41 protein-coding genes and 1 pseudogene are annotated in these 20,213 nt (G+C 66.8%); 37 read left to right on the top strand and 5 right to left on the bottom strand.

Features of this window, described 5'->3' with window-relative positions; translation table 11 throughout:
- Positions 1-70: 70 nt before the first annotated feature.
- The 34 genes from IH80_RS0121785 (at position 71) to IH80_RS0121625 (ending at position 16,148) form a co-directional block, all read left to right on the top strand.
- Positions 71-310, top strand: a complete 240-nt coding sequence (locus tag IH80_RS0121785) for a hypothetical protein (RefSeq protein ID WP_030962640.1) — start codon at positions 71-73, stop codon at positions 308-310.
- On the top strand, positions 310-507 hold the full coding sequence (locus tag IH80_RS0121780; RefSeq protein WP_030962639.1) for a hypothetical protein: 198 nt from the start codon (positions 310-312) through the stop codon (positions 505-507). The genes IH80_RS0121785 and IH80_RS0121780 overlap by 1 nt, the downstream gene beginning before the upstream one ends.
- Positions 507-866 carry a hypothetical protein gene (locus tag IH80_RS0121775; protein ID WP_030962637.1) on the top strand — a complete coding sequence of 120 codons (360 nt, stop codon included), beginning with the start codon at positions 507-509 and terminating at the stop codon, positions 864-866. Before IH80_RS0121780 ends, IH80_RS0121775 begins: the two co-directional genes overlap by 1 nt.
- Positions 863-1,273, top strand: a complete 411-nt coding sequence (locus tag IH80_RS0121770) for a hypothetical protein (protein ID WP_030962636.1) — start codon at positions 863-865, stop codon at positions 1,271-1,273. Before IH80_RS0121775 ends, IH80_RS0121770 begins: the two co-directional genes overlap by 4 nt.
- Positions 1,266-1,673: a hypothetical protein gene (locus IH80_RS0121765; protein ID WP_030962635.1), complete on the top strand. Its 408-nt coding sequence runs from the start codon at positions 1,266-1,268 to the stop codon at positions 1,671-1,673. The genes IH80_RS0121770 and IH80_RS0121765 overlap by 8 nt, the downstream gene beginning before the upstream one ends.
- Positions 1,670-1,864: a hypothetical protein gene (locus IH80_RS0121760; protein WP_030962634.1), complete on the top strand. Its 195-nt coding sequence runs from the start codon at positions 1,670-1,672 to the stop codon at positions 1,862-1,864. Before IH80_RS0121765 ends, IH80_RS0121760 begins: the two co-directional genes overlap by 4 nt.
- Complete coding sequence (locus tag IH80_RS0121755) at positions 1,861-2,235, top strand: DUF6915 family protein (protein ID WP_051809728.1); 375 nt, start codon at positions 1,861-1,863, stop codon at positions 2,233-2,235. The genes IH80_RS0121760 and IH80_RS0121755 overlap by 4 nt, the downstream gene beginning before the upstream one ends.
- The gene (locus IH80_RS0121750) at positions 2,232-2,720 is read left to right on the top strand and encodes a hypothetical protein (RefSeq protein ID WP_030962631.1); all 489 of its coding nucleotides are present in this window, start codon (positions 2,232-2,234) and stop codon (positions 2,718-2,720) included. The genes IH80_RS0121755 and IH80_RS0121750 overlap by 4 nt, the downstream gene beginning before the upstream one ends.
- 73 nt (positions 2,721-2,793) lie before the next feature.
- Complete coding sequence (locus IH80_RS0121745) at positions 2,794-5,292, top strand: phage/plasmid primase, P4 family (RefSeq protein ID WP_030962629.1); 2,499 nt, start codon at positions 2,794-2,796, stop codon at positions 5,290-5,292.
- Positions 5,289-7,217: a DNA polymerase gene (locus IH80_RS0121740; protein ID WP_051809726.1), complete on the top strand. Its 1,929-nt coding sequence runs from the start codon at positions 5,289-5,291 to the stop codon at positions 7,215-7,217. Before IH80_RS0121745 ends, IH80_RS0121740 begins: the two co-directional genes overlap by 4 nt.
- Entirely contained in the window at positions 7,214-7,582 is a 369-nt protein-coding gene (locus IH80_RS47410) for an HNH endonuclease signature motif containing protein (RefSeq protein WP_078906683.1), read from the top strand. Before IH80_RS0121740 ends, IH80_RS47410 begins: the two co-directional genes overlap by 4 nt.
- Positions 7,583-7,781: 199 nt before the next feature.
- The gene (locus IH80_RS47405) at positions 7,782-8,240 is read left to right on the top strand and encodes a DUF7169 domain-containing protein (protein ID WP_420708825.1); all 459 of its coding nucleotides are present in this window, start codon (positions 7,782-7,784) and stop codon (positions 8,238-8,240) included.
- A gap of 55 nt (positions 8,241-8,295) precedes the next feature.
- Positions 8,296-8,427 carry a hypothetical protein gene (locus tag IH80_RS46915; RefSeq protein ID WP_267883525.1) on the top strand — a complete coding sequence of 44 codons (132 nt, stop codon included), beginning with the start codon at positions 8,296-8,298 and terminating at the stop codon, positions 8,425-8,427.
- A 169-nt stretch (positions 8,428-8,596) separates the two neighbouring features.
- Positions 8,597-9,367, top strand: a complete 771-nt coding sequence (locus IH80_RS0121725; protein ID WP_051809724.1) for a sigma factor — start codon at positions 8,597-8,599, stop codon at positions 9,365-9,367.
- A 26-nt stretch (positions 9,368-9,393) separates the two neighbouring features.
- A complete protein-coding gene (locus IH80_RS46910; protein ID WP_267883524.1) occupies positions 9,394-9,528 on the top strand; it encodes a hypothetical protein in 135 nt (44 codons plus the stop codon).
- 51 nt (positions 9,529-9,579) lie between these two features.
- Entirely contained in the window at positions 9,580-10,134 is a 555-nt protein-coding gene (locus tag IH80_RS0121715; RefSeq protein WP_030962623.1) for a hypothetical protein, read from the top strand.
- An 85-nt stretch (positions 10,135-10,219) separates the two neighbouring features.
- Positions 10,220-10,432 (top strand): hypothetical protein, encoded by a 213-nt coding sequence (locus tag IH80_RS0121710; protein ID WP_030962622.1) that lies wholly within the window; start codon positions 10,220-10,222, stop codon positions 10,430-10,432.
- 80 nt (positions 10,433-10,512) lie between these two features.
- Entirely contained in the window at positions 10,513-10,713 is a 201-nt protein-coding gene (locus tag IH80_RS0121705; RefSeq protein WP_030962620.1) for a hypothetical protein, read from the top strand.
- Between the two features lie 87 nt (positions 10,714-10,800).
- Positions 10,801-11,151: a hypothetical protein gene (locus tag IH80_RS0121700; protein WP_030962619.1), complete on the top strand. Its 351-nt coding sequence runs from the start codon at positions 10,801-10,803 to the stop codon at positions 11,149-11,151.
- 98 nt (positions 11,152-11,249) lie between these two features.
- On the top strand, positions 11,250-11,426 hold the full coding sequence (locus IH80_RS44850; protein WP_158943560.1) for a hypothetical protein: 177 nt from the start codon (positions 11,250-11,252) through the stop codon (positions 11,424-11,426).
- Between the two features lie 75 nt (positions 11,427-11,501).
- A complete protein-coding gene (locus IH80_RS44845; protein WP_158943558.1) occupies positions 11,502-11,651 on the top strand; it encodes a hypothetical protein in 150 nt (49 codons plus the stop codon).
- Between the two features lie 107 nt (positions 11,652-11,758).
- Positions 11,759-12,085: a hypothetical protein gene (locus tag IH80_RS0121685; protein WP_030962618.1), complete on the top strand. Its 327-nt coding sequence runs from the start codon at positions 11,759-11,761 to the stop codon at positions 12,083-12,085.
- A 67-nt stretch (positions 12,086-12,152) separates the two neighbouring features.
- Positions 12,153-12,416: a hypothetical protein gene (locus IH80_RS0121680; protein WP_030962617.1), complete on the top strand. Its 264-nt coding sequence runs from the start codon at positions 12,153-12,155 to the stop codon at positions 12,414-12,416.
- 86 nt (positions 12,417-12,502) lie between these two features.
- Positions 12,503-12,775 (top strand): hypothetical protein, encoded by a 273-nt coding sequence (locus IH80_RS0121675; protein ID WP_030962615.1) that lies wholly within the window; start codon positions 12,503-12,505, stop codon positions 12,773-12,775.
- A gap of 14 nt (positions 12,776-12,789) precedes the next feature.
- Positions 12,790-13,110 carry a hypothetical protein gene (locus tag IH80_RS0121670; RefSeq protein ID WP_158943556.1) on the top strand — a complete coding sequence of 107 codons (321 nt, stop codon included), beginning with the start codon at positions 12,790-12,792 and terminating at the stop codon, positions 13,108-13,110.
- An 82-nt stretch (positions 13,111-13,192) separates the two neighbouring features.
- Positions 13,193-13,420 carry a hypothetical protein gene (locus tag IH80_RS0121665; protein ID WP_030962612.1) on the top strand — a complete coding sequence of 76 codons (228 nt, stop codon included), beginning with the start codon at positions 13,193-13,195 and terminating at the stop codon, positions 13,418-13,420.
- A gap of 78 nt (positions 13,421-13,498) precedes the next feature.
- A complete protein-coding gene (locus tag IH80_RS0121660) occupies positions 13,499-13,687 on the top strand; it encodes a hypothetical protein (protein ID WP_030962611.1) in 189 nt (62 codons plus the stop codon).
- 5 nt (positions 13,688-13,692) lie between these two features.
- A complete protein-coding gene (locus tag IH80_RS0121655; RefSeq protein WP_158943554.1) occupies positions 13,693-13,914 on the top strand; it encodes a hypothetical protein in 222 nt (73 codons plus the stop codon).
- Positions 13,911-14,075, top strand: a complete 165-nt coding sequence (locus IH80_RS44840; RefSeq protein WP_158943552.1) for a hypothetical protein — start codon at positions 13,911-13,913, stop codon at positions 14,073-14,075. Before IH80_RS0121655 ends, IH80_RS44840 begins: the two co-directional genes overlap by 4 nt.
- 94 nt (positions 14,076-14,169) lie before the next feature.
- Positions 14,170-14,514 carry a hypothetical protein gene (locus IH80_RS0121645; RefSeq protein WP_030962608.1) on the top strand — a complete coding sequence of 115 codons (345 nt, stop codon included), beginning with the start codon at positions 14,170-14,172 and terminating at the stop codon, positions 14,512-14,514.
- Between the two features lie 77 nt (positions 14,515-14,591).
- Complete coding sequence (locus tag IH80_RS0121640) at positions 14,592-15,278, top strand: DUF2637 domain-containing protein (RefSeq protein ID WP_051809722.1); 687 nt, start codon at positions 14,592-14,594, stop codon at positions 15,276-15,278.
- Between the two features lie 67 nt (positions 15,279-15,345).
- A complete protein-coding gene (locus tag IH80_RS0121635; RefSeq protein ID WP_030962606.1) occupies positions 15,346-15,672 on the top strand; it encodes a recombinase family protein in 327 nt (108 codons plus the stop codon).
- An 18-nt stretch (positions 15,673-15,690) separates the two neighbouring features.
- A complete protein-coding gene (locus IH80_RS46905; RefSeq protein ID WP_267883523.1) occupies positions 15,691-15,825 on the top strand; it encodes a hypothetical protein in 135 nt (44 codons plus the stop codon).
- A gap of 110 nt (positions 15,826-15,935) precedes the next feature.
- On the top strand, positions 15,936-16,148 hold the full coding sequence (locus tag IH80_RS0121625; protein ID WP_030962605.1) for a hypothetical protein: 213 nt from the start codon (positions 15,936-15,938) through the stop codon (positions 16,146-16,148).
- A gap of 7 nt (positions 16,149-16,155) precedes the next feature.
- Here the strand turns inward: IH80_RS0121625 and IH80_RS0121620 are convergent, their stop codons facing one another.
- The 4 genes from IH80_RS0121620 to IH80_RS42555 all read right to left on the bottom strand — a co-directional run bounded on the left by IH80_RS0121620 (position 16,156) and on the right by IH80_RS42555 (position 17,738).
- Positions 16,156-16,608, bottom strand: coding sequence for a hypothetical protein (locus IH80_RS0121620; RefSeq protein WP_030962603.1), 453 nt, complete (start codon positions 16,606-16,608; stop codon positions 16,156-16,158).
- Between the two features lie 71 nt (positions 16,609-16,679).
- On the bottom strand, positions 16,680-16,889 hold the full coding sequence (locus tag IH80_RS0121615; protein ID WP_030962601.1) for a DUF397 domain-containing protein: 210 nt from the start codon (positions 16,887-16,889) through the stop codon (positions 16,680-16,682).
- Positions 16,886-17,344: a DUF5753 domain-containing protein gene (locus tag IH80_RS42560; RefSeq protein WP_234432339.1), complete on the bottom strand. Its 459-nt coding sequence runs from the start codon at positions 17,342-17,344 to the stop codon at positions 16,886-16,888. The genes IH80_RS0121615 and IH80_RS42560 overlap by 4 nt, the downstream gene beginning before the upstream one ends.
- Entirely contained in the window at positions 17,313-17,738 is a 426-nt protein-coding gene (locus IH80_RS42555) for a helix-turn-helix domain-containing protein (protein ID WP_158943548.1), read from the bottom strand. Before IH80_RS42555 ends, IH80_RS42560 begins: the two co-directional genes overlap by 32 nt.
- A gap of 173 nt (positions 17,739-17,911) precedes the next feature.
- Between IH80_RS42555 and IH80_RS0121605 the strand changes: the two genes are divergently transcribed.
- Together IH80_RS0121605 and IH80_RS40965 are read left to right on the top strand one after the other, a co-directional pair.
- A complete protein-coding gene (locus tag IH80_RS0121605) occupies positions 17,912-18,112 on the top strand; it encodes a hypothetical protein (RefSeq protein WP_051809718.1) in 201 nt (66 codons plus the stop codon).
- 636 nt (positions 18,113-18,748) lie between these two features.
- A complete protein-coding gene (locus tag IH80_RS40965; RefSeq protein WP_158943546.1) occupies positions 18,749-19,237 on the top strand; it encodes a hypothetical protein in 489 nt (162 codons plus the stop codon).
- Positions 19,238-19,320: 83 nt separating this feature from the next.
- Here the strand turns inward: IH80_RS40965 and IH80_RS0121590 are convergent.
- Positions 19,321-19,533: pseudogene (locus IH80_RS0121590) on the bottom strand (radical SAM protein); the annotation flags it as partial.
- Positions 19,534-19,696: 163 nt separating this feature from the next.
- Here IH80_RS0121590 and IH80_RS0121585 point away from each other — a divergent pair.
- Positions 19,697-20,146, top strand: coding sequence for an SRPBCC family protein (locus IH80_RS0121585; RefSeq protein ID WP_030962596.1), 450 nt, complete (start codon positions 19,697-19,699; stop codon positions 20,144-20,146).
- The last annotated feature ends 67 nt before the right edge of the window (positions 20,147-20,213 follow it).

The following is a 20,213-nucleotide window of genomic DNA, read 5'->3' as shown; positions in this document are numbered from 1 at the left end:
ACCCTCAGCCCCCGGTGACTTCGGTCCCGGGGGCTTTCGGCGTAGGACCACACGACGGAGGAGAGACCGGATGGACGAGGACACGATCCGCCGCATTGTGCGGGAGGAGATCCGCACAGCGCTGGAGGTGCTGTCCGCGGAAGCCACAGACCTTCCCAGCTACGACAGCGACCACATCGAAGACGTTGCGGCGCACGTCGTCGCGAGAGCGGCGGACTACGCCGTCTCGACCTTGAAGCACGCCCCGGACTGCGCGAAGCGTAGTCAGCGGGGATGGGCGCGTTGCAGCTGTGAGACGGGGGACTACTGATGGGCGCCCTCCACGTCATCGAGTCCGCCGGCGCTCCCGCCCTGGGCGACGTCCGCGACTGCGGGCCTGACGACTGCATCTATATCCGCCCCGACGCGACGACGCGGAGGGACTGGCCCCGCTACTGGGAAGCGGCCGGCGTGGCGTTCGCCCGCGGGGCTTTCGTGCACGTGATGAACCGAGAGGGGATGGTCTGATGGCCGTCGACGTAAGCCTGAACGACGGAGAAGTCTGGCGTTCTGTAGTCGGATACCAGGAGCGCCGTAGGAACCCTGCCTACACGTGGGAGCTCCGCGAGACGGAGCCCTACTACCTCGACGGCTACGACGAGGAGATCCGTTACACCGTCCGCGGCCCCTACACCCGCGAGACGCCCGCGCGCGTCCAGGCGGGCCGTGATGCGGCGGAGAAGGCGCAGGAGACGCACTGGGCGACGAACTACGACGAACGAGAGCACAAGTACCGCGTCGTGAGCGTGGAAGTCGAGCGCACGGAACTGGCGTGGCAGACGTGCAGCCGACGGGACGAGGCCGGGAAGTGGGAGGCCGCACAGTGAAGGACTCATTCGGCGTCGAAATCGAAGAGGGTGATTACATCCTCTCCGCATCCACCACGCACGGACGCGTCAAGGTCGGCACCGCGTTCCGTAGCCGGACCGGCAACCTGTCGATGCGGATCGACATCTCCGCGCAGTACGGCCGGCAGGAGTCGGAGCACCCGCGGAGCGGGCAACTCGGGCACAACGTGGTCGTCCTCCGCAAGGCGGACGGCACCGTACCGGCGCACGTCGGCGTCACGCCGCCCACCGTTGCCGACGTGGAGGACGCTCTCCGGAACTTCATGGCACACCAGGACTATGACCAGCACAAGGCGTTGGAGTGCGACGAGGAGACCGGGGAGGACTGCTACCCGCAGGTGGCGGAGGACTTCTACCGGAGCTTGATGGGCGGCGCCGATGGCTAACCCCAACAAGGCAAAGGGCACCGCCTTTGAATCCCTCGTCGTCGCCTACCTCCGCGAGCACCACAACCCCGCCGCGCACCGCAACGTGCAGACGGGCGCGAAGGACATCGGGGACATCGACGGCTACTACCTCCACGCCCTGGAGGCGAAGGCGGAGAAGACGATCACCCTCTCCGACTACATCGCGCAGGCTAACCGAGAGGCCATCCACGCCGGCCAACCGTTCGGCTGTGCGGTCGTCAAGCGGCGCATGAAGGGCGTCGGTGACGCGTACGTCGTGCGGGACCTGGCGACGGATGTGCGGCTGATGAACCGGCTGAAGTTCATGGAGGAAGCGCTCCAGGACGAGTCCTTTGACCGCTGGTACGGCATCGACGAGGAACTCCGGGAGGCGGCGTGAGCACCTTCGACGCGTGGAAGGTGACGCGCGCTGTGGGGCGGCTGGAGGTGAACGCGGGGTCGCTCCAGCGTGGAGAGGCGGATGTATCGGTGTCCGACGCGGACATGGTCAGCGTCTGGGAGCACCTGGGCGACCTAGTCGACGACCTGGCTCCGGGTGAGGCTGTCGTGATCATCCGGGAGGCATCGTGAACTCCTGGCACCACGCGCAGTCAGCTGCCCGCAAGTGGGGCGGTACGCCGGAGGACTACCTCCCGATACAAGAGTTCATCGACAGCTCAAAGCAGATCATCGGTGACGTCCGGCACCGGTCGCTCTATCACCACACGGCCGGCGTCTACCTCTGTCAGCGCATATTCGGCGACACGCTGACGGTGGGGCGGAAGCGGATCCCCGTCCGCCTGATCGCCGAGCGGCACATCCTGGAGGATCTCGGCTGGCTTCCCTCGCCGACGGACTACATCGCCGGCATGGCTATTTCGCCATGGATGTCCGGAGCCCGCCGTAAGACAGTTCCGCTCTCACACCTGTTGCTTAGTACGCCCGAAGGAGTCGCAGTATGACCGGTGCACGGAACTTTCTCGGCATTCCCGTTGAAGGAGACTACTCCGAGGCGAGCACCCGCGTAGCTCAGCGGCCGATCGAGGATCTTCAGCCCATCATGCAGGCAGTTCTCGACGATCCGACGATCGTCGAGTTCGGGTGGAGGCAGTACACGCCCTACTTCAACGATGGCGACCCGTGCGAGTTCTCCGCGTACGGACTGTGGGTGCGCACGGAGGCGGACACGGAGGTCGAAGACCTCTACGAGCTGGAGGCCGACAACAGCTCGCATCCCTCCCTCGGACACCGGCGCTACCAGTGGGAGACGAAGGAGTACCTGCCGTATGAGGGGCCGGACGAGGCGCGCTACGACCGGGTGCAAGCGCTTCGTGGCGTGGTGGAGTCCGGAGAGTTCGAGAACGTGCTGATGGACGCGTTTGGCGACCACGCACAGGTGACGGTCCGCCGGGACGGCATCGAGGTGGAGCACTACTCGCACGACTAACACCACAACCGAACACCGCTGAAAGGGGCGTCCTTCGGGGCGCCCCTTCGGCTTGCCCACGAGGGGAGAGACCTTGCGACTGACAGACATCCTGGCGCGGCTGAGCGGCGTGGAGGAGGATCACGACGGCTACCTTGCGCTCTGCCCGGCGCACAACGACCGCCGGCACCCGTCGCTGAAACTGACGCTGAAGGATGACGGGAAGCTCCTCGTCGTCTGCCGGACCGGGTGCGACCGCGCAGAAATCCTGGAGAAGCTGCGACTTCGGGACGGAGACCTCTTCAACGTCGACGGCCAGGGCGCCCGCACCATCAGCGCAGCGGCGCCGGAGAGCATCGGCCCGGGTGAGATTGCCGGTCTGCGGATGTTCGTAGACGAGACGTCGGCCGCGCTGATGTCGTCTCCGCGGGCGACGGACTACCTGATGCAGCGCTTCGGCCTCTCGCCGGAGGCGGCGGAGGACTTTGGCGTTGGCTTCGCAGCGGAGGGCTCCCGTCCACAGTCGTGGCTTTCGTCGAGGTTCACGCGTTACCCGCGTCTGACCGTTCCGCTCCTCGGATTTGACGGTGTCGTCCGTGGTCTCCAGGGCCGCGACCTCTCGGGTCAGTGCCCCGCCCGATGGGTGGGCCTGACCAACGTAGAGGGGCGGACGTGGGCGAAGTACGGTGTCCTGCGCTCCGGCGCCGGCTTTGACACCGTTCTGATTTGTGAGGGTCCGGGCGACGCGCTGACGGCCGTGGGTGCCGGTTACGACGCCGTGGCGATTCGCGGCGCCGGACTGGCGCGGAACGCCGCTCTCGTTGCGGAGCTTGCCGCGGGCCTGCGGGATCTCGACGTCGTGATTGCCGGGGACCGGGACCGCGCGGGCGCCGGCTTCACGGACTCCCTTGCCGTCGCCCTCGTGCGGGCGGGCGTCATGGTGCGCCGCCTGGAGATCCCGAACGACGGGGACGACCTGACGGACTGGCGCGAGCGAGACACGGAGTCCTTCCCCACGGCACTCCATGCAGCGGTTCGTACGGCGGCAGTCGTGGACCTGGCGCCGACAACGCCCCCCACTCAGACGAGGGAGACGGCCGACGTCTCCGCCACTGACGCCGCAGTCCAGACGATGGGCGTCTCTGCTCGCGAAGCCTTCGACCAGACGGACGCCGGCATAGCCGTGCGACTGCGTGACTACATGGCGCGCAACGGTGGGGGAGTGCGGTACGCCAACGGGCTCGGCTTCCTTGTCTGGGATGGGGCCATCTGGACGCCGGGTGGTGCAGACGTCCGGTCCGCGCTGATCCAGATGGGTGCGGAACTGATCGCGTCCGGGGACGACGGAGCGCGCCGTCTGGCGCTGAAGGCGCTGACCAACAGGGCGATCGAGGACGTTATCAAGGTGCTTCCGTCGGTACCCGGCGTACCGGCGCAGGCCGCGGACTTCGACGCGGATGAGGATCTATTGTCCGTCGCCAACGGAACGATCAACCTGCGAACCGGCCGCCTGCACCCGCATCGGCCGGAGGACATGATCACGCGCCGCCTCGACGTGGCATACAACCCCGACGCTCGCGCGGAGCGCTGGGAGGCCTTCCTCCCGGAGGTGTTCCCCAACCACCCCGAGATGCCGGCATTCATGCGGCGCCTCGTCGGCTACGGAATCACCGGGTCGACGGCCGAACAGTGCTTTGCCTTCATGCACGGCCAGGGGAGCAACGGGAAGAGCGCGTTTCTGGACGCGCTGCTGCACGTGTTCCGCGGCGTTACAAAGTCAACGGAGTTCAGCACCTTCGAGCAGCGGACGGCCGTCGGTCAGGCGTCGCCCGAACTGGCGGAGCTCCGCGGCGCGAGGCTGGTGACGGCGTCGGAGACGGAGAAGTACAGCCGCCTGGCGGAGGCTCTCGTCAAGCAGCTCACAGGCGGCGACCCGGTGACGACTAGGCGGCTCTACGGCAACCCGTTCACCTACGTCCCGAGCTTCCTCCTCATGGTCGCAGGCAACTACAAGCCGGCGATCCTGTCGCAGGATCTCGGAGTCTGGCGCCGGGTGAAGTTGATTCCCTTCGAAGCGACGTTCCACCGCGGAACGACGGCAGACACCTCCCTTCCTCAGAAGCTCCGTGCGGAGGCGGAAGGCATTCTCGCGTGGGCCGTGCGCGGCGCACAGGAGTGGTACGAGCACGGGCTCCAGGAGCCCGCGTCCGTCGCCACCGCCACGCAGGACTACCGCGAGAGCGAAGACCGACTTGCGGAGTTCATTGCCGCGCGGCTGGTTCAGGAAGTCGGCGCGCGGGTGGCTCCGATGGCGGTCCGTCGCGCCTACGCGGAGTGGGCGGAGGACGCGGGACTCAGCCGTAAGGAAGTGCTCTCCGGCTGGGCACTGGGCGTCGAGCTGGAGTCTCGCGGGTTCAAGAAAGCCAAGCGCGGTGGCCGGTGGGGCTTCGACGGCATCCGCCTTGCCTCCGACACAGAGGCGCAGGCGGCGCAGCGCGATGCCGAGTCCGTAGCGGACGAGGCCCAGACCGACGCGACCCGCACGACCGGAACAGACATCTTCGGGCAGGCACGAGAGGAGGCAGCAGCGTGAAGCTTTTCCCCTACACCGTCGCGGGCGACGAGACCCTGACGCACGTGCCGGAAACGGCTGCGGACCTCGACGCCTTCCGCCGTTGGGTAGAGCGCAAGGCGCTCGCGGGCGAAATAGTCGGCGCCGACACCGAAACGACGGGTCTCGACACCTTCAGCCCGTCGTACGGCCTGCGCACCGTGCAGGTCGGCGACGCCCACACGGCGTGGGTCCTCCAGGTGGAGGGCCGCCCGGCGGCTCAGGAAGCCGCGCGGTGGGCCCTGCTGACGCTGCCTCGACTCGTCTTCCACAACGCGACCTTCGATCTTCTGGTCTTGGATAAGCACCTGCGTGTGCCCCTGGAGGTGCTGGGGCTGAAGTCGCTGGACTCGAAGATTATCGCTCACCTGTTCGATCCGCGACCCCGACACGAGGGTGGATACGGACTCCGCCTGAAGGAGCTGTGCGCCAAGGACGTTGACCCCTCGGCGCCGGACACGCAGGAAGACCTGACGCAGGTCTTTCGCAGTATCGGCGAGACGAAGGCGACCGGGTGGCGGAAGATCGACATCAATCACCCGATCTATCTCCAATACGCCGGCCTTGACGCGATCCTCGTCAGTCGGCTCTTGCCCGTACTGCTCGCGCGGCTGACGTCGGCCGGTATCCCTCAGCGCCTCGTCGACTTTGAGCACCGGATCATGCTCATCTGCGCCCGCATGGAGCGGCGCGGAATGCTCGTCGATCAGGAGTACGTGCGGGGCCTCGTCGGCCGCCTGGAGGAAGACGCCGGCCATCACGCGGCCCGCGCGCGGCAGTACGGCGTGACGTCGGTGAACGCTCCGAAGCAGGTGGCGGCGGCTCTTCTGGGCATGGGGGAGACGCTAACGGAGACCACTGACAGCGGCGCTCTGAAGGTGGATAAGAGCATCCTCCTCGACCTGGCCGACCTTGACGCGCAGTGGCAACCGCGCGGGACACGGACCCCGAACCCGCTTGCGGATGCAGTGCTGAGGTCGAAGAGGGCGGGCAAGTGGGCGACGTCGTACGGCATAGCCATGCGTGACGGCCTCGACGACGCCGGCCGGATCCACCCGAAGATCAACAGCCTGCAGGCCCGGACGGCGCGCATGTCCATCTCCGGGCCGCCGCTCCAGCAGCTCCCTTCCGGAGACTGGACCATCCGCCGCGCACTGCTGCCGGACCCGGGACACCGGATTTTCAGCGTCGACTATGCGGCTGTGGAGATGCGCGTCTTGGCAGCGCTGGCGGATGAGCCCGTCATGAAGCGGGCCATCGCGGAAGGACGGGACCTCCACGGCTTCACTGCGGAACTGATCTACGGCCCCAACTACACGACGTTTCACCGCAAGCTGTGCAAGGGCGTGGGGTTCGGAAAGGTCTACGGAGGCGGGGCGACCACGCTCAGCCGTCAGACCGGCGCTCCGCTGGGCGACGTCAAGACGGCCATCGGCGCGTACGACCGCACCTATCGGGCGATCAGGCGCTACTCGACGAGGCTCCAGCGCACCGCCCGCGCTGACGGCTATGTCGTTTGGACACCCGTCGGCCGGCGCCTTCCGCTGGACCGGGACCGTGTCTACGCCGCGACGAACTACGCGGTTCAGAGCACTGCACGCGACGTCCTGTGTCAGGCGCTGATCGACATGGATGACAGGGGCCTCGTCGATGATTTCCTGTACCTCCCGATTCATGACGAGGTGTTGGGCTCCGCCCCGGCGGACATCGCGGAGGACGTGGCGCGGGAGGTGGGTGCGTCCATGCGCATGGACTTCTTCGGCGTACCGCTCGACACAGACCCGGAAGTGGGTGGGGTGTCGTGGGGCTCGCTCTACATGAAAAAGGCGGCAACGATGATCGAAAACGATCCCTGGTACGCGGCTCACCCGGAGGAGGCAGCTGCCGCGGAGCTAGTCCGCGCATGACGCCGACGCCACGGAGGGTAACGCTCGTTCGCCGGGCGATGGCCGGAAACCGACCCGCGGCAAACCGCCTCGTCCGCCGCCACACGCGCATCACGCCCCTTTTGAGGCCCATTGAGCCCGCCTACGGGCCCTCTCGTGCCGCAGTGGTCCAGCACTGGGAGGAGCTCGACTGGTGGTCCTGCGTCTACTGTGACGGCTCGTTCAGCGAAATGGTTGTACCAGAGATGGACCACATCACTCCGCTTGCAAAGGGCGGTGTGCATGCGATGTGGAACATCGCGCCAGCGTGTGCGGAGTGCAACCGGGCGAAGGCCGACCGTGACGTAGCTGAGTGGCTGTCAGTTTTCGCAGGTCAAGCCCCATGACGTCGATGAGTGGAGCGGACGGGTCCGCGGCGAGAGTTCCGCGGGCAACGTTCACACCTCCTCCATAAGGTCACGGTTTCATAACGGCAATAGTTGAGAGTTGACCTGTGGCGTACGCCATATCCGCAGGTGAGGCATGGCGTACGCCACAAGTCATACCCGCTGACCTGTTTTCACGAATCTGTACATAGGGGAGCGAATGGGATCAGACTGGACGGCGACTTCTCGTCGCATGGCAATTGCCCGGCCGCAGAGCGTGACCTACAGTCCTGAACACGCCACCGGTCATCGGATGGCACAACTGCTCAACCGCCTTCAGGAAGCGGTCGACGAGTTGCGCCAGATGTCTGCGGCGTACGACGACGCGCTGACCGCCCGGGGACGACGCCCGACGGCGGGCCAGGGCGGGGCCGGAGGCTCTGTGAAGAGCGGTCCGTCCCGCCCGACGGAGGACATAGCACTAGATTCGGCGCGTCAGGCGCTGACGACAGAACTCCAGATCGGCGCTGAATATCTGCCCGCGGCAATCGCGTACGTGCTCGGCGTCTCCGCATCCATGGATCGCGCGCTCTCCCGCTGGGAGGGGGAGGACGCATCCGCTTTCGTCCCTTGGGGGGTCGCGAGTGATTGTCATGACAGGGCCCCAGCGGACTCCTGATGAACGTGGAACGCTGGCTGAACTGGCCGGCGCCTATGCCGCCCTGCTCGTAACCGTGCACTGCATCAACTGGGCGTCGGTGCAGGCCCTCTACCGGCTCCCCGAGTGGGACGCCTGCCCGCTGGGGACCGCTGATGTTGCGGTGGCCGACGCCCTGGCCATTCCCATGGTTGACCTCACCGCCTAGGTCCGTAAGTCGACTCACGGAGCCCCCGTTTCCCGTCAGGGGCGGGGGCTTTGTCGTACCCGCACGCCTCGTCGCATGAGTGACGCACGTCACATCAGGCCGGTACTGGATCGGCCTCGTTTTCCCCCATAACCCAATCACGCCAGTCACTCACACACGGAGGAACGACATGAGCACCCAGACGGTTACGGTCACGGACGAGATGATTCACGCGGCGCAGGCCGGCGACCAGGACGCAATGTGGCAGATCGTCAGCGCCTATGAGCCCGTCCTCGTCGGGATCGTGCGGGCGGTGGCCCCGGGTGCAAAGCCCGAGGACGCGGAGAATCTCCTCCAGGAAGCCCGCGTGGCGCTGATACAGCACGTCCACGCGTACGTCACCGGGTCGTCCGCCGCACAGCTCTCCTCGTTCGCCTACCGCTCCATCCGGCGCAGCGTGGCGGAAGAGTGGGTACGGCACTCCGTCGGCCTGACGGCCCCCGCGTCCACCGTCCTGCGCGTGCGTCAGTTGCTTTGGACCACTGAAGGGGACATCGAGGCCGCGTGGATGATCATCACGAGCGCCGCGAATCCTACACGACGCATGTCGCGTGAATCGTTCATGGGGATCATCGACGCACTCGCCAACGTCGAGTGCCTTGACGCCCCGACCGGCGCCGGCGACGGGGACGACATGACCCTTGGCGAAACGATTCCGGACACTTCCCACGAGCTCACCGACGTGGCGGAGCGGCGCAACCTGGCCCACTGGCTCATGACGCAGATCGCCCCGCGCCAGTCGTTCGCGCTGCGGGCGTTCCACGGCGTCGGTATGGAGCCCATGGCCGACGCCCAGATTGCAGGCCACCTCGGCATCAAGCCCGGGTCCGTCCAGCCGTACCGGGCCGAAGCCGCCCTTCGTGCCCGCATGGTGGCCGACGCCCACGGCATCGCTGCGTAAGACACTCACTGAACTGGAGAACTGCCATGACCCGACTCCCCTCCCTCGACGCCTACGACGTGCAGGGCGTCCGCCCCGACGAGGCCGCCCTCTGGGGCGACGAGGTGCGCTACGCCGTCGACGAGCTGTCCGACGTGCTGCCCGACCTCGACGAGCTCTGACCCTGCTCCGTAAGTCGACTCACGGAGCTCCGCAAACCACGAGGAGAGAACATGAGCCAGACCTTCCACGCGCAATGCCGCTGGGCGGAGAACGACTTTCTGAAGGCCTACCGCGCGGGTGCCAGCGTCCACATCGAGGCCTACAACGACAGCGTTGAGAAGGCCAACGCTTCCATCCCCGCCGCTGAGGCGCGGGCTTTTGCCCGCGGGATCATCGCCCTGTGCGACGAGATTGACGGGGGAGAGGCGAAGCCTGCCAGCCCCATCACGGTCCGGACGGGCGATCGACTCCGCGTGACGGAAGCCGATCTGAACTTCGCGGCCATCAACGTCGGTGATGTCCTGGTCGTTACCAGTCTGGATCATCCGTTTGGGGACTTCGCCACGACAGGTAACCAACCGGGTGACAGCTGGGGATTCGACTACGAGCACATCGGCAACGGCCTGGAACCCGTCAACGAGCCGCCGGCCGACGACGTTGCTGCCTCCACCGTCACCGACGAGCGTGCCGCTCGCCTTGAACTCCTCGAAGCCGCGAAGCGCCTGGCGCCGGGCGGGGACGTCGCCGACTGGCTTCGGATCGCCGCGTACCTGGAGGGGAACTGAGATGGCGGACATCAAGGTCGGTAATCGCGTTCGGGTCACGCGCTCCGACAGCTGGGACGCTAGTCATGTAGGTCGGGTAGGGCGCGTGACAAGCATCGACATCGAAGACGACGAGGTGCCGTTCCGGGTCGTCGACGACTCAGGGGGCGTCACGTGGGCGGAGGAGGTAGAGCCGGCCGACCGGCCGCGGGGAGCTGACCGCGAAGCCCTCGTCACCCGCGCGAAGGAGCTCCTGGCCGGCACCGAACACACGGCCGCGGACGTGATCGCGATGGCGGCGTTCCTGGCCGGAGACTAGGGGGTTGTGGCGTACGCCATAACTGTGCCACTATGGAGCCACGCCAGGGACTCACGGAGGGTCCGGCAGGGGAGGACGTCATGAACCCGAAGCCCAACTTCACCCACGCGGCCCGCGAAACGCTGCTGACCCTGGACATCGACGACGAGGCTCGCGCGGCACTGGAGTCCGCGGACTACGACCTTGACACGAACCGCTGGTTCGTCGACATCGACGACGCGGCAGTTCCGGGCCTGTGCCTGCTGCTCCGAGAGAACAACGCACGGAGCGCCACCCGCTAGCACCACCCGCCCCGGCCAGGCCGCGACGGTGCCGGATCGAATCCGGCCCGGGGCACTCGAAGACTCGAACACCAGGGAGCAGCAACTATGAAGGTGACGCGCATCGGACCCGGGCGGTACGAGGTCCACACGAACCACGGCACGTACAGCGTCGACAACTGCCCGGCCGAAAACCCGCGTGAGACCGGCTTCCCCGCCGGCCCTCGGTGGATGATCACCCACCCCGGCGAGATGACGGCCGACGGCGAGCGCGCCACTAAGCGTGAGGCACTGGCGTACATTCGCGTGCTGCACGACGAGCACGAGGCGCGCCTCAGTGCCAAATCCGACAGGGAGCAGGCTGAGCGCGAGGAGCCGCAGGAGACGGGCCCGAGCCTCGACGACTACGCGGAGGCGAGCCGGATCATCCAGAGCCTTATCCCGGGCGTCCGTCGCTGACGCTCCGCCCCACCCGCCCCGATGGTGGCCCGTAAGGGCTGGCGGATTCGACTTCCGCCCGGGGCACTCGATGCAAGCAGGAATCCTGAGGAGACGCCATGTTCACCGTTGACCTGATGAACAACATCAACCGCGTGTGCTGCGTGCGCTCGGTGGTTGGCGGTCGAGAGTGGAAAGTCCGCCGCGCCGTGGTCGGAGACCGCTACCTCCTCCGAAACGTCCGGACGGGCGAGCACCGCACGGTGCCCGTGCGTGACATGCACAGCCTGTACTGATACGCCGAAACGCCCTCCGGGGCGTCCGCAAACGATGGCCTCCCCGCGCTGATGAGGCAGGCCGTAGGAGGAGATATGGACACCATCGAGCTGGAGCGACTCCGTCAGCGGTACACGGAGATCGTGAACGACATGAACGAAGACTCGGCACGGGCGGCATACCACTTCGGACGCCTGGAGATCGTTACCAAGCAGATGTTCCGGCTGGTTGACCGGAGCCTTTGAACTATCCGCCCCGCATAGGCAAGCCCTCCGACCTCCCCCGGCGGGCGCGCGGTTCGAACCCGCGGCGGGGCACTCGAAGCAAACCGACTGAGCAGAGAGGGAAGGCGATGGAAAACGCCGAAGCGGATCGTCTGGAGCAGCGAGCCAACTACGTCGAAGACCCGATTCTGGCCGGCGAGATGCGCGAGCACGCAGCGCAGCTCCGCACGGACACCCTGCGCTTCCCCATTTACAAGAGCCGCGACGCCACAGACACCCGCGTCTACGCCACTCAGGTACGTCCCGGAGTCTGGCAGTTCATAACGATGGAGGGGCGGACGACCACTCGCGTCGTAGAGCTATCCGGCGACGCCGCCCGCGACGAGCTGTCCCGTTACGCGGTACTGGAGTCCCTCAGCTTCGGCCGCTATTTCGGCGGCAGTCCGTCGCGCTAACGGACGCGAACGCTGACAGCGCTGCCCGGTAGGTTCGCATTACCCATCTGCCTGAGGAGAGACGAGCATGGGACAGCAGATCATCAAGCAGCCGAACGGGCTGCTTGCGGTGTTCGAAAGTATTACCGAGACGTTCATCCTGACCGACGCCACCCCGGAAGAGATCGTCAAGTGGCGCGCGGAGGAAGCCGCAGAAACCGCGCGCGAGCGAACCTTGGCGGAGCTCGAACACGTATTGGCCGACGACTCCCGAAAGGTCTACCGCCAACACGCGTTGACGTGGCGCGAAGCGTCGAAGCGCCATGAGGAGCACGCAGACGACGCCGAGTGACGTCGGCCCCGGGACGGTCCAGCCGTACGAGCGTCATAGCTCACCCGGGGCACTCGAAGCACCACCCATCTCCGAAGGGACACGCCATGTCCTCTCGCCCCATCCGACTCGGCGACCGTGTGACGGTCACCTCCACCCCGTACGGCCGGCACGTCGGCGTGCGTGGACGCCTCACGGCTGTCGACATGTACGCGGATCCGCTGGAGCCCTTCCATGTCCGCACCCCGTCAGGGCGCATCGTGTGGGCCTCGTCGGTCCGCCGGTGCCGGCTTCAGTGGTCCGACGACCCCGGGGTTCACGCCCTCGTGGCCCTGGCCCTGGCGGTGCTCGTGACGGCCGTGCTCGTCGTCCTGGTCTGATTAAGGGGCCCACTGTGGACTCTGATGCACTGATTCTTCCTCCGAATCACTATGCCCACGGTCTGCGCATGTGGTTTGTCAGCTGCCCGTGCGGCGCGTCGCCAGGGCAGCGCGATGGCTTCCTGGCCAACCATTTCCCTTCGTTCGGCTCCGATGGACAGTGCCGGCTGACGGAGCCGTTCTATCCCGGAACCGCGCTGTGCCGGTACTCCGGCCGCTCGATCACCCTGGAGGCCGCACGGTCCCGCGACGACGTGCTGACCAACGCCGAGCGGCGGGTCCGCGACTGGACGCAGGCGGCGTTGATGGATGCGGAGCAAATTTCTCACCGGTAGATGTTGTGGCGTACGCCATAACTGTGTCACTATGGAGTCACGCAAGGAGCTCACACGGAGCCCCCGAACTGGAGGAGACACCATGAACGCCACCATCACCATCACCACCGGCACCCGCGTTCGCGTCACCCGCTTCAACTCCCTGGGGAAGGTTCACTTCGTCAAGACGGGGACGGTGGAGGAAGTCTCCCCGTCGGGCGCGGTGTTCCGCTTCCGCGAGGATTTCGGGCCGGCCCGCTACCTCTCCACGGACCCGACGGAGATCGAGCGAGTCATGAAGGGCTGGTCGCAGTCCTACGAGGTGCTCTAACACCTCACCCCGGAGCCCCTGCGAATTGCGGACGCAGGGGCTCCGCGCATTCCGTGAGTCACTCACTGAGGAGGCACCATGCAGTTCAAAGAGCGCTACGTCCTGCGATGCGTTGACGCAACGGACGACGACGTGACGACAGAGTTCGACAACGAGGCGGACGCTGTGCAGGCATTCGACAGCGCGGCGCGCTGCATGCCCGGGAAGTCGCGTGTCGAGTTGACTCGCGTCATGACGGTCACGCTCGGCACGGCCTCGAAGGCGTGATGACAATGAGCATCCTGAAGGACGTCCCCACCGTCGCCCACATGATCCGCCGTCACGACGTCTTCACCCGCCACGGTCGGGAGTGGATGGCGGCGCAGGAAGCGCGCCTTGCCGGCCCAAGCGACGTCGCCGTACCGACCGTCGACGGGGGAGTGGTCTACCTCCCGCGGCTGGAGCCGATCACCGTCCGCCGGAGCGTCCCGGAGCGACCGTGCGCTACCGCGTGACGTTCGAGAGCGGCATCACTGGCGTCGTCGACGACGAGGTTCGTTCCCGCCTGTTACGGCAGGCGCGCGAACGGGGCTGGAACACCACACCGGTCCGCCGGGGCCACGTCGTCACCCTCCCGTCGGGCGCCATGGTGGCCGTGCTGCGTGAGGCTCCGTAAGTCGACTCACGGAAGTCGCCGTTAGATGTTGTGGCGCACGCCATAACTGTGCGACCATGAAGTCACGCAAGGAACTCACGAACGGGTGGTAAATGTGAAGACCAGTCGCGGAAACCTCTGTGAGAACGCCCGCATCATCTACGAGGACCCGAACCGCGTGGTGTTCGACGACGGGCACCACGTACTCAAGGGCTACAAGGTCGTCGGCCTCGACTACTGCACGCGGCCGGCGGTCTTGACGACAAAGCCCAAGGGGGAGCGCGCGGCGTCGCACCTGTGCCAGGAGTGCGACGCGGACACAGCCCAAAAGATCCTGGGCATGTTGTTCTCGCACTGCCCCGACGCCACTCACGACGTGACCGGGACCCGCCTTGACGAGCGCGGGCGCCTGACGCTGGAGGAGGCGTGGGCCCGCGTCGGTGAGCGTCGCTGGAGCTGACCAACCCCCGGAGCCCCTGTCAATTGCGGAGACAGGGGCTCCACCCATGTACGAACCCTGCACACGAACGAGGAGACATGAGAGCCCAACTGCGCCGCCTGCGCGACGTTGACCCGATCCTGATTCAGGCCGTCATCGCGGCCGCCATCTCCTTCAGCCACATCCACGACATCGCAGCTGCGGCAGGCCAGAACGGGTGGAAGGCTTGGGCCTACCCGGTCAGCGTGGATCTGTTGCTCGTCATGGCGTGGAAGCGGATCCGTGCGGCGCGTGCGGCCGGGCAAGTTGCTCCGGGCCCGTGGCTGTGGTTCGTCCTCTCCCTGGCCGCGTCCCTCGGCGCCAACGTGGCCACGGCTGGCGTGCTGGACCTGACGAACCCGCCCGTGCAACTCCGAATCATCGTCGCCGGGTGGCCAGTGCTTGCGTTCCTCGGGGGGTCGCTGCTGATCCACTCGCGCAAGCGGAACGACGTCGACAAGGCGGCGGAAGAGCCCGCGCAGGAGCCGCAGTTGCCCGCTGAGGGGCCGCGCGAGGAACTGCCGGAGGAAGTGGTCGCGGAGCCCCTGGAAGAGCCGGAGAAGCCCATTCTGCGGACGTACGCGGAGGTTGCTGACGCGCTGGGCGTGGCCGTCGAAACCGTGCGCGGATGGGCTGCGCAGGGGCACATCCGGAAGTACGACGGGCCGAAGCCCGGAACGGTCCGCGTGGACCTTCAGGCCTGCACTCAGCGGTACCGCGACACCCGTCGTCCCGTCGGCGTCTAGAGCGCTGACCACGCCTGTCAGTGCCTGATGAGAAACTTCAACCGTAACCGAACTACGAGGAGAGCACGTGTCCGACCCGGTCCCCGCCATTGGCTACGTACGTGTAAATACCGCTCGTGTTATGACGGAGTCTGACGCCCAGCGCGCAGCGATCGAGAGTTGGGCTGCGCGGACCGGTCACCTGATCGTCGACTGGGTCGAGGACATCCTTGTACCCGGTGAAGCCGGGGCCAACGATGTGGCCCTTAACGAGCTGATCGAGCGTGTGCAACGCGGTGTAGCCTCCGTGGTCGCCGTCGACGGCGCCTCGCGTGTCAGCCGTAACAAGGCTGTCTACGACCTGTGGGTGGCCCGCCTTGCGGAAGCGGGCGGAAGCGTGCAGCTGACCCAATAGATCGCCGAAAGGAACGGCATGAGCAGCGTCCGTCTGACCGTCAACTACACCAGCGACGAGGGGGAAGAGGTTGTCTACGAGCAGCACGTCACCCCCGAGGGGCTGGCCGCTGTGCTCACCGCTATGGACGTGCACGCAGTAGACGAAGACTGATCACCGAGAGCCCCCGTCGGACATCCGGCGGGGGCTTTCTGCGTTTCTGGGGCGTCACCCGGACGGCGCACACGGCGTGCGGCCCGCGGAGGGCTCCGCACTCTGGAGGCATGAGCCTGCGCGTAGTGGTCCACCCGCCCGACGACGAGGGCGGCCGGCGTGTGCGCATCGACGGGACCATACTGGGGCGCGCGACGTCCATGCGGGACCTCGTCGAGTTTCTCCGCCGCGCAGGGCTGGAGCTGGACCCTGAAGGGGCGGCCCTCTCCTCCCTCGTCGAGTGGCGCGGGGGAGGTCCGGAGGTATGGGGTGCAGAGCAGTAGCACCGCACTACGATCGCGCGAGCAGTCGAGCCACCTCCGGCGCAAAGGCAAGATCTTGGCAGTCCTCGTCAATGGCGGCAAGCAGGAAATCGACGAGCCGATGCCCGCGGATGCCGGCCGCTTCACAGTCTTCGTGCATGTCGAGCAGTTGCGTGGCATCCCCGTGGCCTAGGTCCGCGGCGCGGACGAGCCACACCTTCCCGACGTCCTGATAGTCCTGGCGAAACGCCCACAGCGCCATGCGGAACGCGGCGCCGGGGTGCTCCTCGTCGACGGCTTCCCGGAGCCAGCTTGCCGCGCTCTCGTCGTAGCGCGCCAGGGCGGCGCCACCTAACCGGTAGCGCGCGTTGGCCTCTTCGCCCCATGGGCCGTCAGGCTGGTCCCAGTAGTCCATGCCGGCCGTAAACGCGAGAGTCATACACGCGACTTGGTCCGACCACACGTGATCATCCGTGCTCATGCGTCCCCCTTAGGACACAGCGAAGCGCCCGCCTCCAGCCTCGAAGACGGGCGCTGGGGGTGTTTCTGGTGCTAGAGCTGTCCGCCCTTGACGGCGTCGACGAAGACGCCCCACGACGTGTCGCCGAAGACGACCGCCGGGCCGGCAGGAACCTTCGAGTCGCGAACGGGTGTGGCGCCTGCCATCTGGCCCGCGGCAACCTCGATGCAGTTGTTCCCCCCGTCGCTGTAGCTGGACTTGGCCCAGGTCAGTCCGTGGGCGGAAGCGTTCGTGATGGTCATCTGTGCTCCTGCTTGATTCTTGCGGTGAGGTCGGCCGATTTGTCGAAGGGAAGGGCATGCGCCCGCAGGTGCTCGAACGCAGTTCCGTACACCGACACGTCGGCAGCGTCTTCAACATATAGCGCGCTGGCCAGGTGCTCCACGAGAACAACGTCAAGGTCAGCGCTCTCGGGGAAACCGAGCAGCGTGTACGGACCCGCCATACCGGGATGCGGTGGGGCGTCGAGAGGGATGATCTGTATCGAGACGTTCGGCAGCTCCATCAAGTCGAGCAGCCGCTGACACTGGCCGGCCATAACCGACGCGTCCGCCGTCGACGACCGGAGGGCCGCCTCGTGGATGATGGCCCACACCTCCAGCGGCTCCGGGCGGGAGAGCACGGACTGACGTGCCTGCCGTACCTCGACGAGGGCGTTCACCTGATCAGGGGTGGACCCCATGTTGATTGCAGAGATTGACGCGCGGGCGTAAGCGGCCGTCTGGAGGAGTCCGGGGACGAGGAGCGTCTGGGTAGCTGCGCAGGCTCTTCGCGTCCGCCTCCAGACTGATCAGCTCCGCGTACGCCGGCGAGATGATGTCCTTGTACGTCTGCCACCATCCCCGGCGCGCTCCTGCCCGAGCCAGGGTCGTCAGGACGTCCCGCTTTGCCGCGTCGTCGACTCCGTAGAGATCGAGGAGTTCACCCAGAAGATCGGTCTTGATGCCGGCGCGACCGCCTTCCAGGCGCGAGAGACGTGGCCCGTCCCAACCGATATGACGGGCCGCCTCGTCCTGCTTCAGGCCTTTCGCGTCCCGCAGGGAGCACAGCTCCACGCCCAACCGACGCGCACGTACCGATGGTGCACCCATGGACCCTCCCTCTCTGGCCGACGGCCCCATGCTTCCACACGAGCGGCGCAACTCGCCTCGCGAATATGCAGATTTGTAAATCCGAGCCGCACGGTTGCATTGCGGCTCTGCAAGTGCCACGCTGATTGCACAGCCACTGAGCGTCACAACGCGATTGCGGTGAGGGGTGCGTCATGTCCATGGAACCCGGCACGACCGTTTCGGCAGAGGTGGAACGCCTCCTTCCGAATCCACAGCCCGTGACGGGGTGCGACATCTGCGCCGCGCTGTACACGCAGCGACTGAAGTACATGAACAAGTCGTCGCCGGAGTACAACCCCGCCCGTGCGGCGGAGGCGTCCCACGAGATCCGCAGCCACCCCCATGGGGCGTGAACCATGGCCGCGGGGTACCGGTTTGACGCGATGTTTCTCCAGGAACTGCGCGACGCGGTTGAGCGTCGTGTGAGGGAAGCGGCAGATGCCGAATGGGTGGAGCACGCTTACGGCGTAGCCGATTCCGTCCGCGGCGCCATAGAGGGTGACAACACGCGCCCACGCAGACCCGCCGTCGATCGCTGAGCGATGGGCGTGCGGTGGGGCGGCAGGGTTTCAGCACCGGTACGCCGGAGGTGAGGTTGGGGCCCTGCCCGCTCCCCAAAAGCGGTCGTCGACGTATCCCGCGCGTTGACGGCCGCCCCCTGACTCCGCCCTCGTCGAATGAGCACCCCGAGCCGCTATGGCGGGGCAACGCCTTCGGCGAGGGCGGGTAAGCCCCCGCCCCCAAGTGGGGTGGGTTGCACCACCAGTCATGCACCACCCATCGAGAGATAGGGACAGGCACATGTACCGAGTGGCACCGCAGTGGACCGTCAAGGGCGACCCCGACAACACCGACATCGAGGACGGCGACGGAGGCGGCTCCAACCCGTCGTCCGGCTGCGGCGACAACTAGCCCCAGCTAGAAAGTGATCACGGCCCCGCTCTGGCAGGATCCAGGGCGGGGCTGACCCATGGGTGAGGAGAGGCGCAATGGCACGACGAGAGCTCACAGGGACCGGCAGAGTCATGTTGTTCCCCATGCTGCACATGTGGCCGGACACGTACGGAGTAGCGGCGTACACGAGCACAGGACACTTTGGTACGACGGCTGTGGTCGGCTACATCCCGATCCCCGCGGCGCCTGATATCCACTGGTGGGACGTTGCAGCGCGGCATGTGGTCGGGTCCATGTCGCCGGCGAACTGGATCCTGTGCACCGGGTGGTCGTCCCTCACGGTCGCCAAGCCTGGAAGTCTTCTCCTGGAGGATGTGGACTGGCACCTCGAAGTAGACAACCGGGGCGGCGCAGACGGAGACAAGGGGTCCTCGTTCATGTACGGGCACTCTGAGGTCTACACCGGCCGGCTGACCTTCATCACGGGCACGGAAACCGACGAGGCCGGACGGAAGCGGCTGCTCGTCGACGAAGTGCTGATGAAGCAAGCGCGGGAGCTACTGCCGGTTGGCGCTGGCGTCTGACTGTTGAGCCCCGGTCAGGTCTGTGACCGGGGCTTTGTCATGTGGTCGCACACCCCCATTCGTTGTGAGAGACTGCACTACGGGCACGCGTGACTGCAGCCCCGGTAGGGGTTGACGGTCCATTCGAACGGCATGCGCGAGGCGCCGGGCACCCGGTTCACGATCGACCGGGCCCGCACCTCGTGGAAGGTGATCCCCCGGAACTCGGGGGTGTCGATCGTGCGGGTCACGACGGCGCCGGCCCCGAAGAGCGCGGCCGGCCCGGTGGGGCCCTCGGTCAGGTTCTCCCAGCGCATGGTGCGCCTCCCTTGCTGGCTCTGCCGAGAGAATAGAACAAACGTTCCCATGATCGTGCGGGTCCGGGTTGCGGCGGCGGGCGGCCGGCCCGGATTTGGGCCACCGCGCCCGAGGTGGTTGGCTTCGCGGTGACGAGCGGACACAACTGCTGGAGGAACAGGTATGGCGCAGGTCGAGGCCACCACGGAGCGCATCATCGGGGCCGACGCGGAGACGGTCTTCGACACGCTGGCGGACTACAGCGGAACCCGGGGCAAGCTGCTGCCCGAGCACTTCAGCGAGTACGAGGTGCGCGAGGGCGGCGACGGCGAGGGCACCCTGGTGCACTGGAAGCTCCAGGCCACCAGCAAGCGCGTGCGCGACTGCCTGCTCGAGGTCACCGAACCCACCGACGGGCAGCTCGTGGAGAAGGACCGCAACTCCTCCATGGTCACCACCTGGGTCGTCACCCCGGCCGGCGAGGGCCGCTCCAAGGCCGTCGTCACCACCGTCTGGGACGGCGCCGGCGGCATCGGCGGCTTCTTCGAGCGCACCTTCGCGCCCAAGGGCCTCGGCCGGATCTACGACACCCTGCTGGCCAACCTCGCCGCGGAAGTCGAAGGCAAGGCCTGAGCAAGGCCGTTGCCCGGGCCCGAAGGGGCCCGGGCGGGGTCGGGCGGGGTCGGGCGGGGTCGGGCGG

It is taken from the genome of Streptomyces sp. NRRL S-378 (genome assembly GCF_000720645.1).
GTDB lineage: Bacteria > Actinomycetota > Actinomycetes > Streptomycetales > Streptomycetaceae > Streptomyces.
This window is presented reverse-complemented; position numbering and strand designations above follow the sequence as displayed.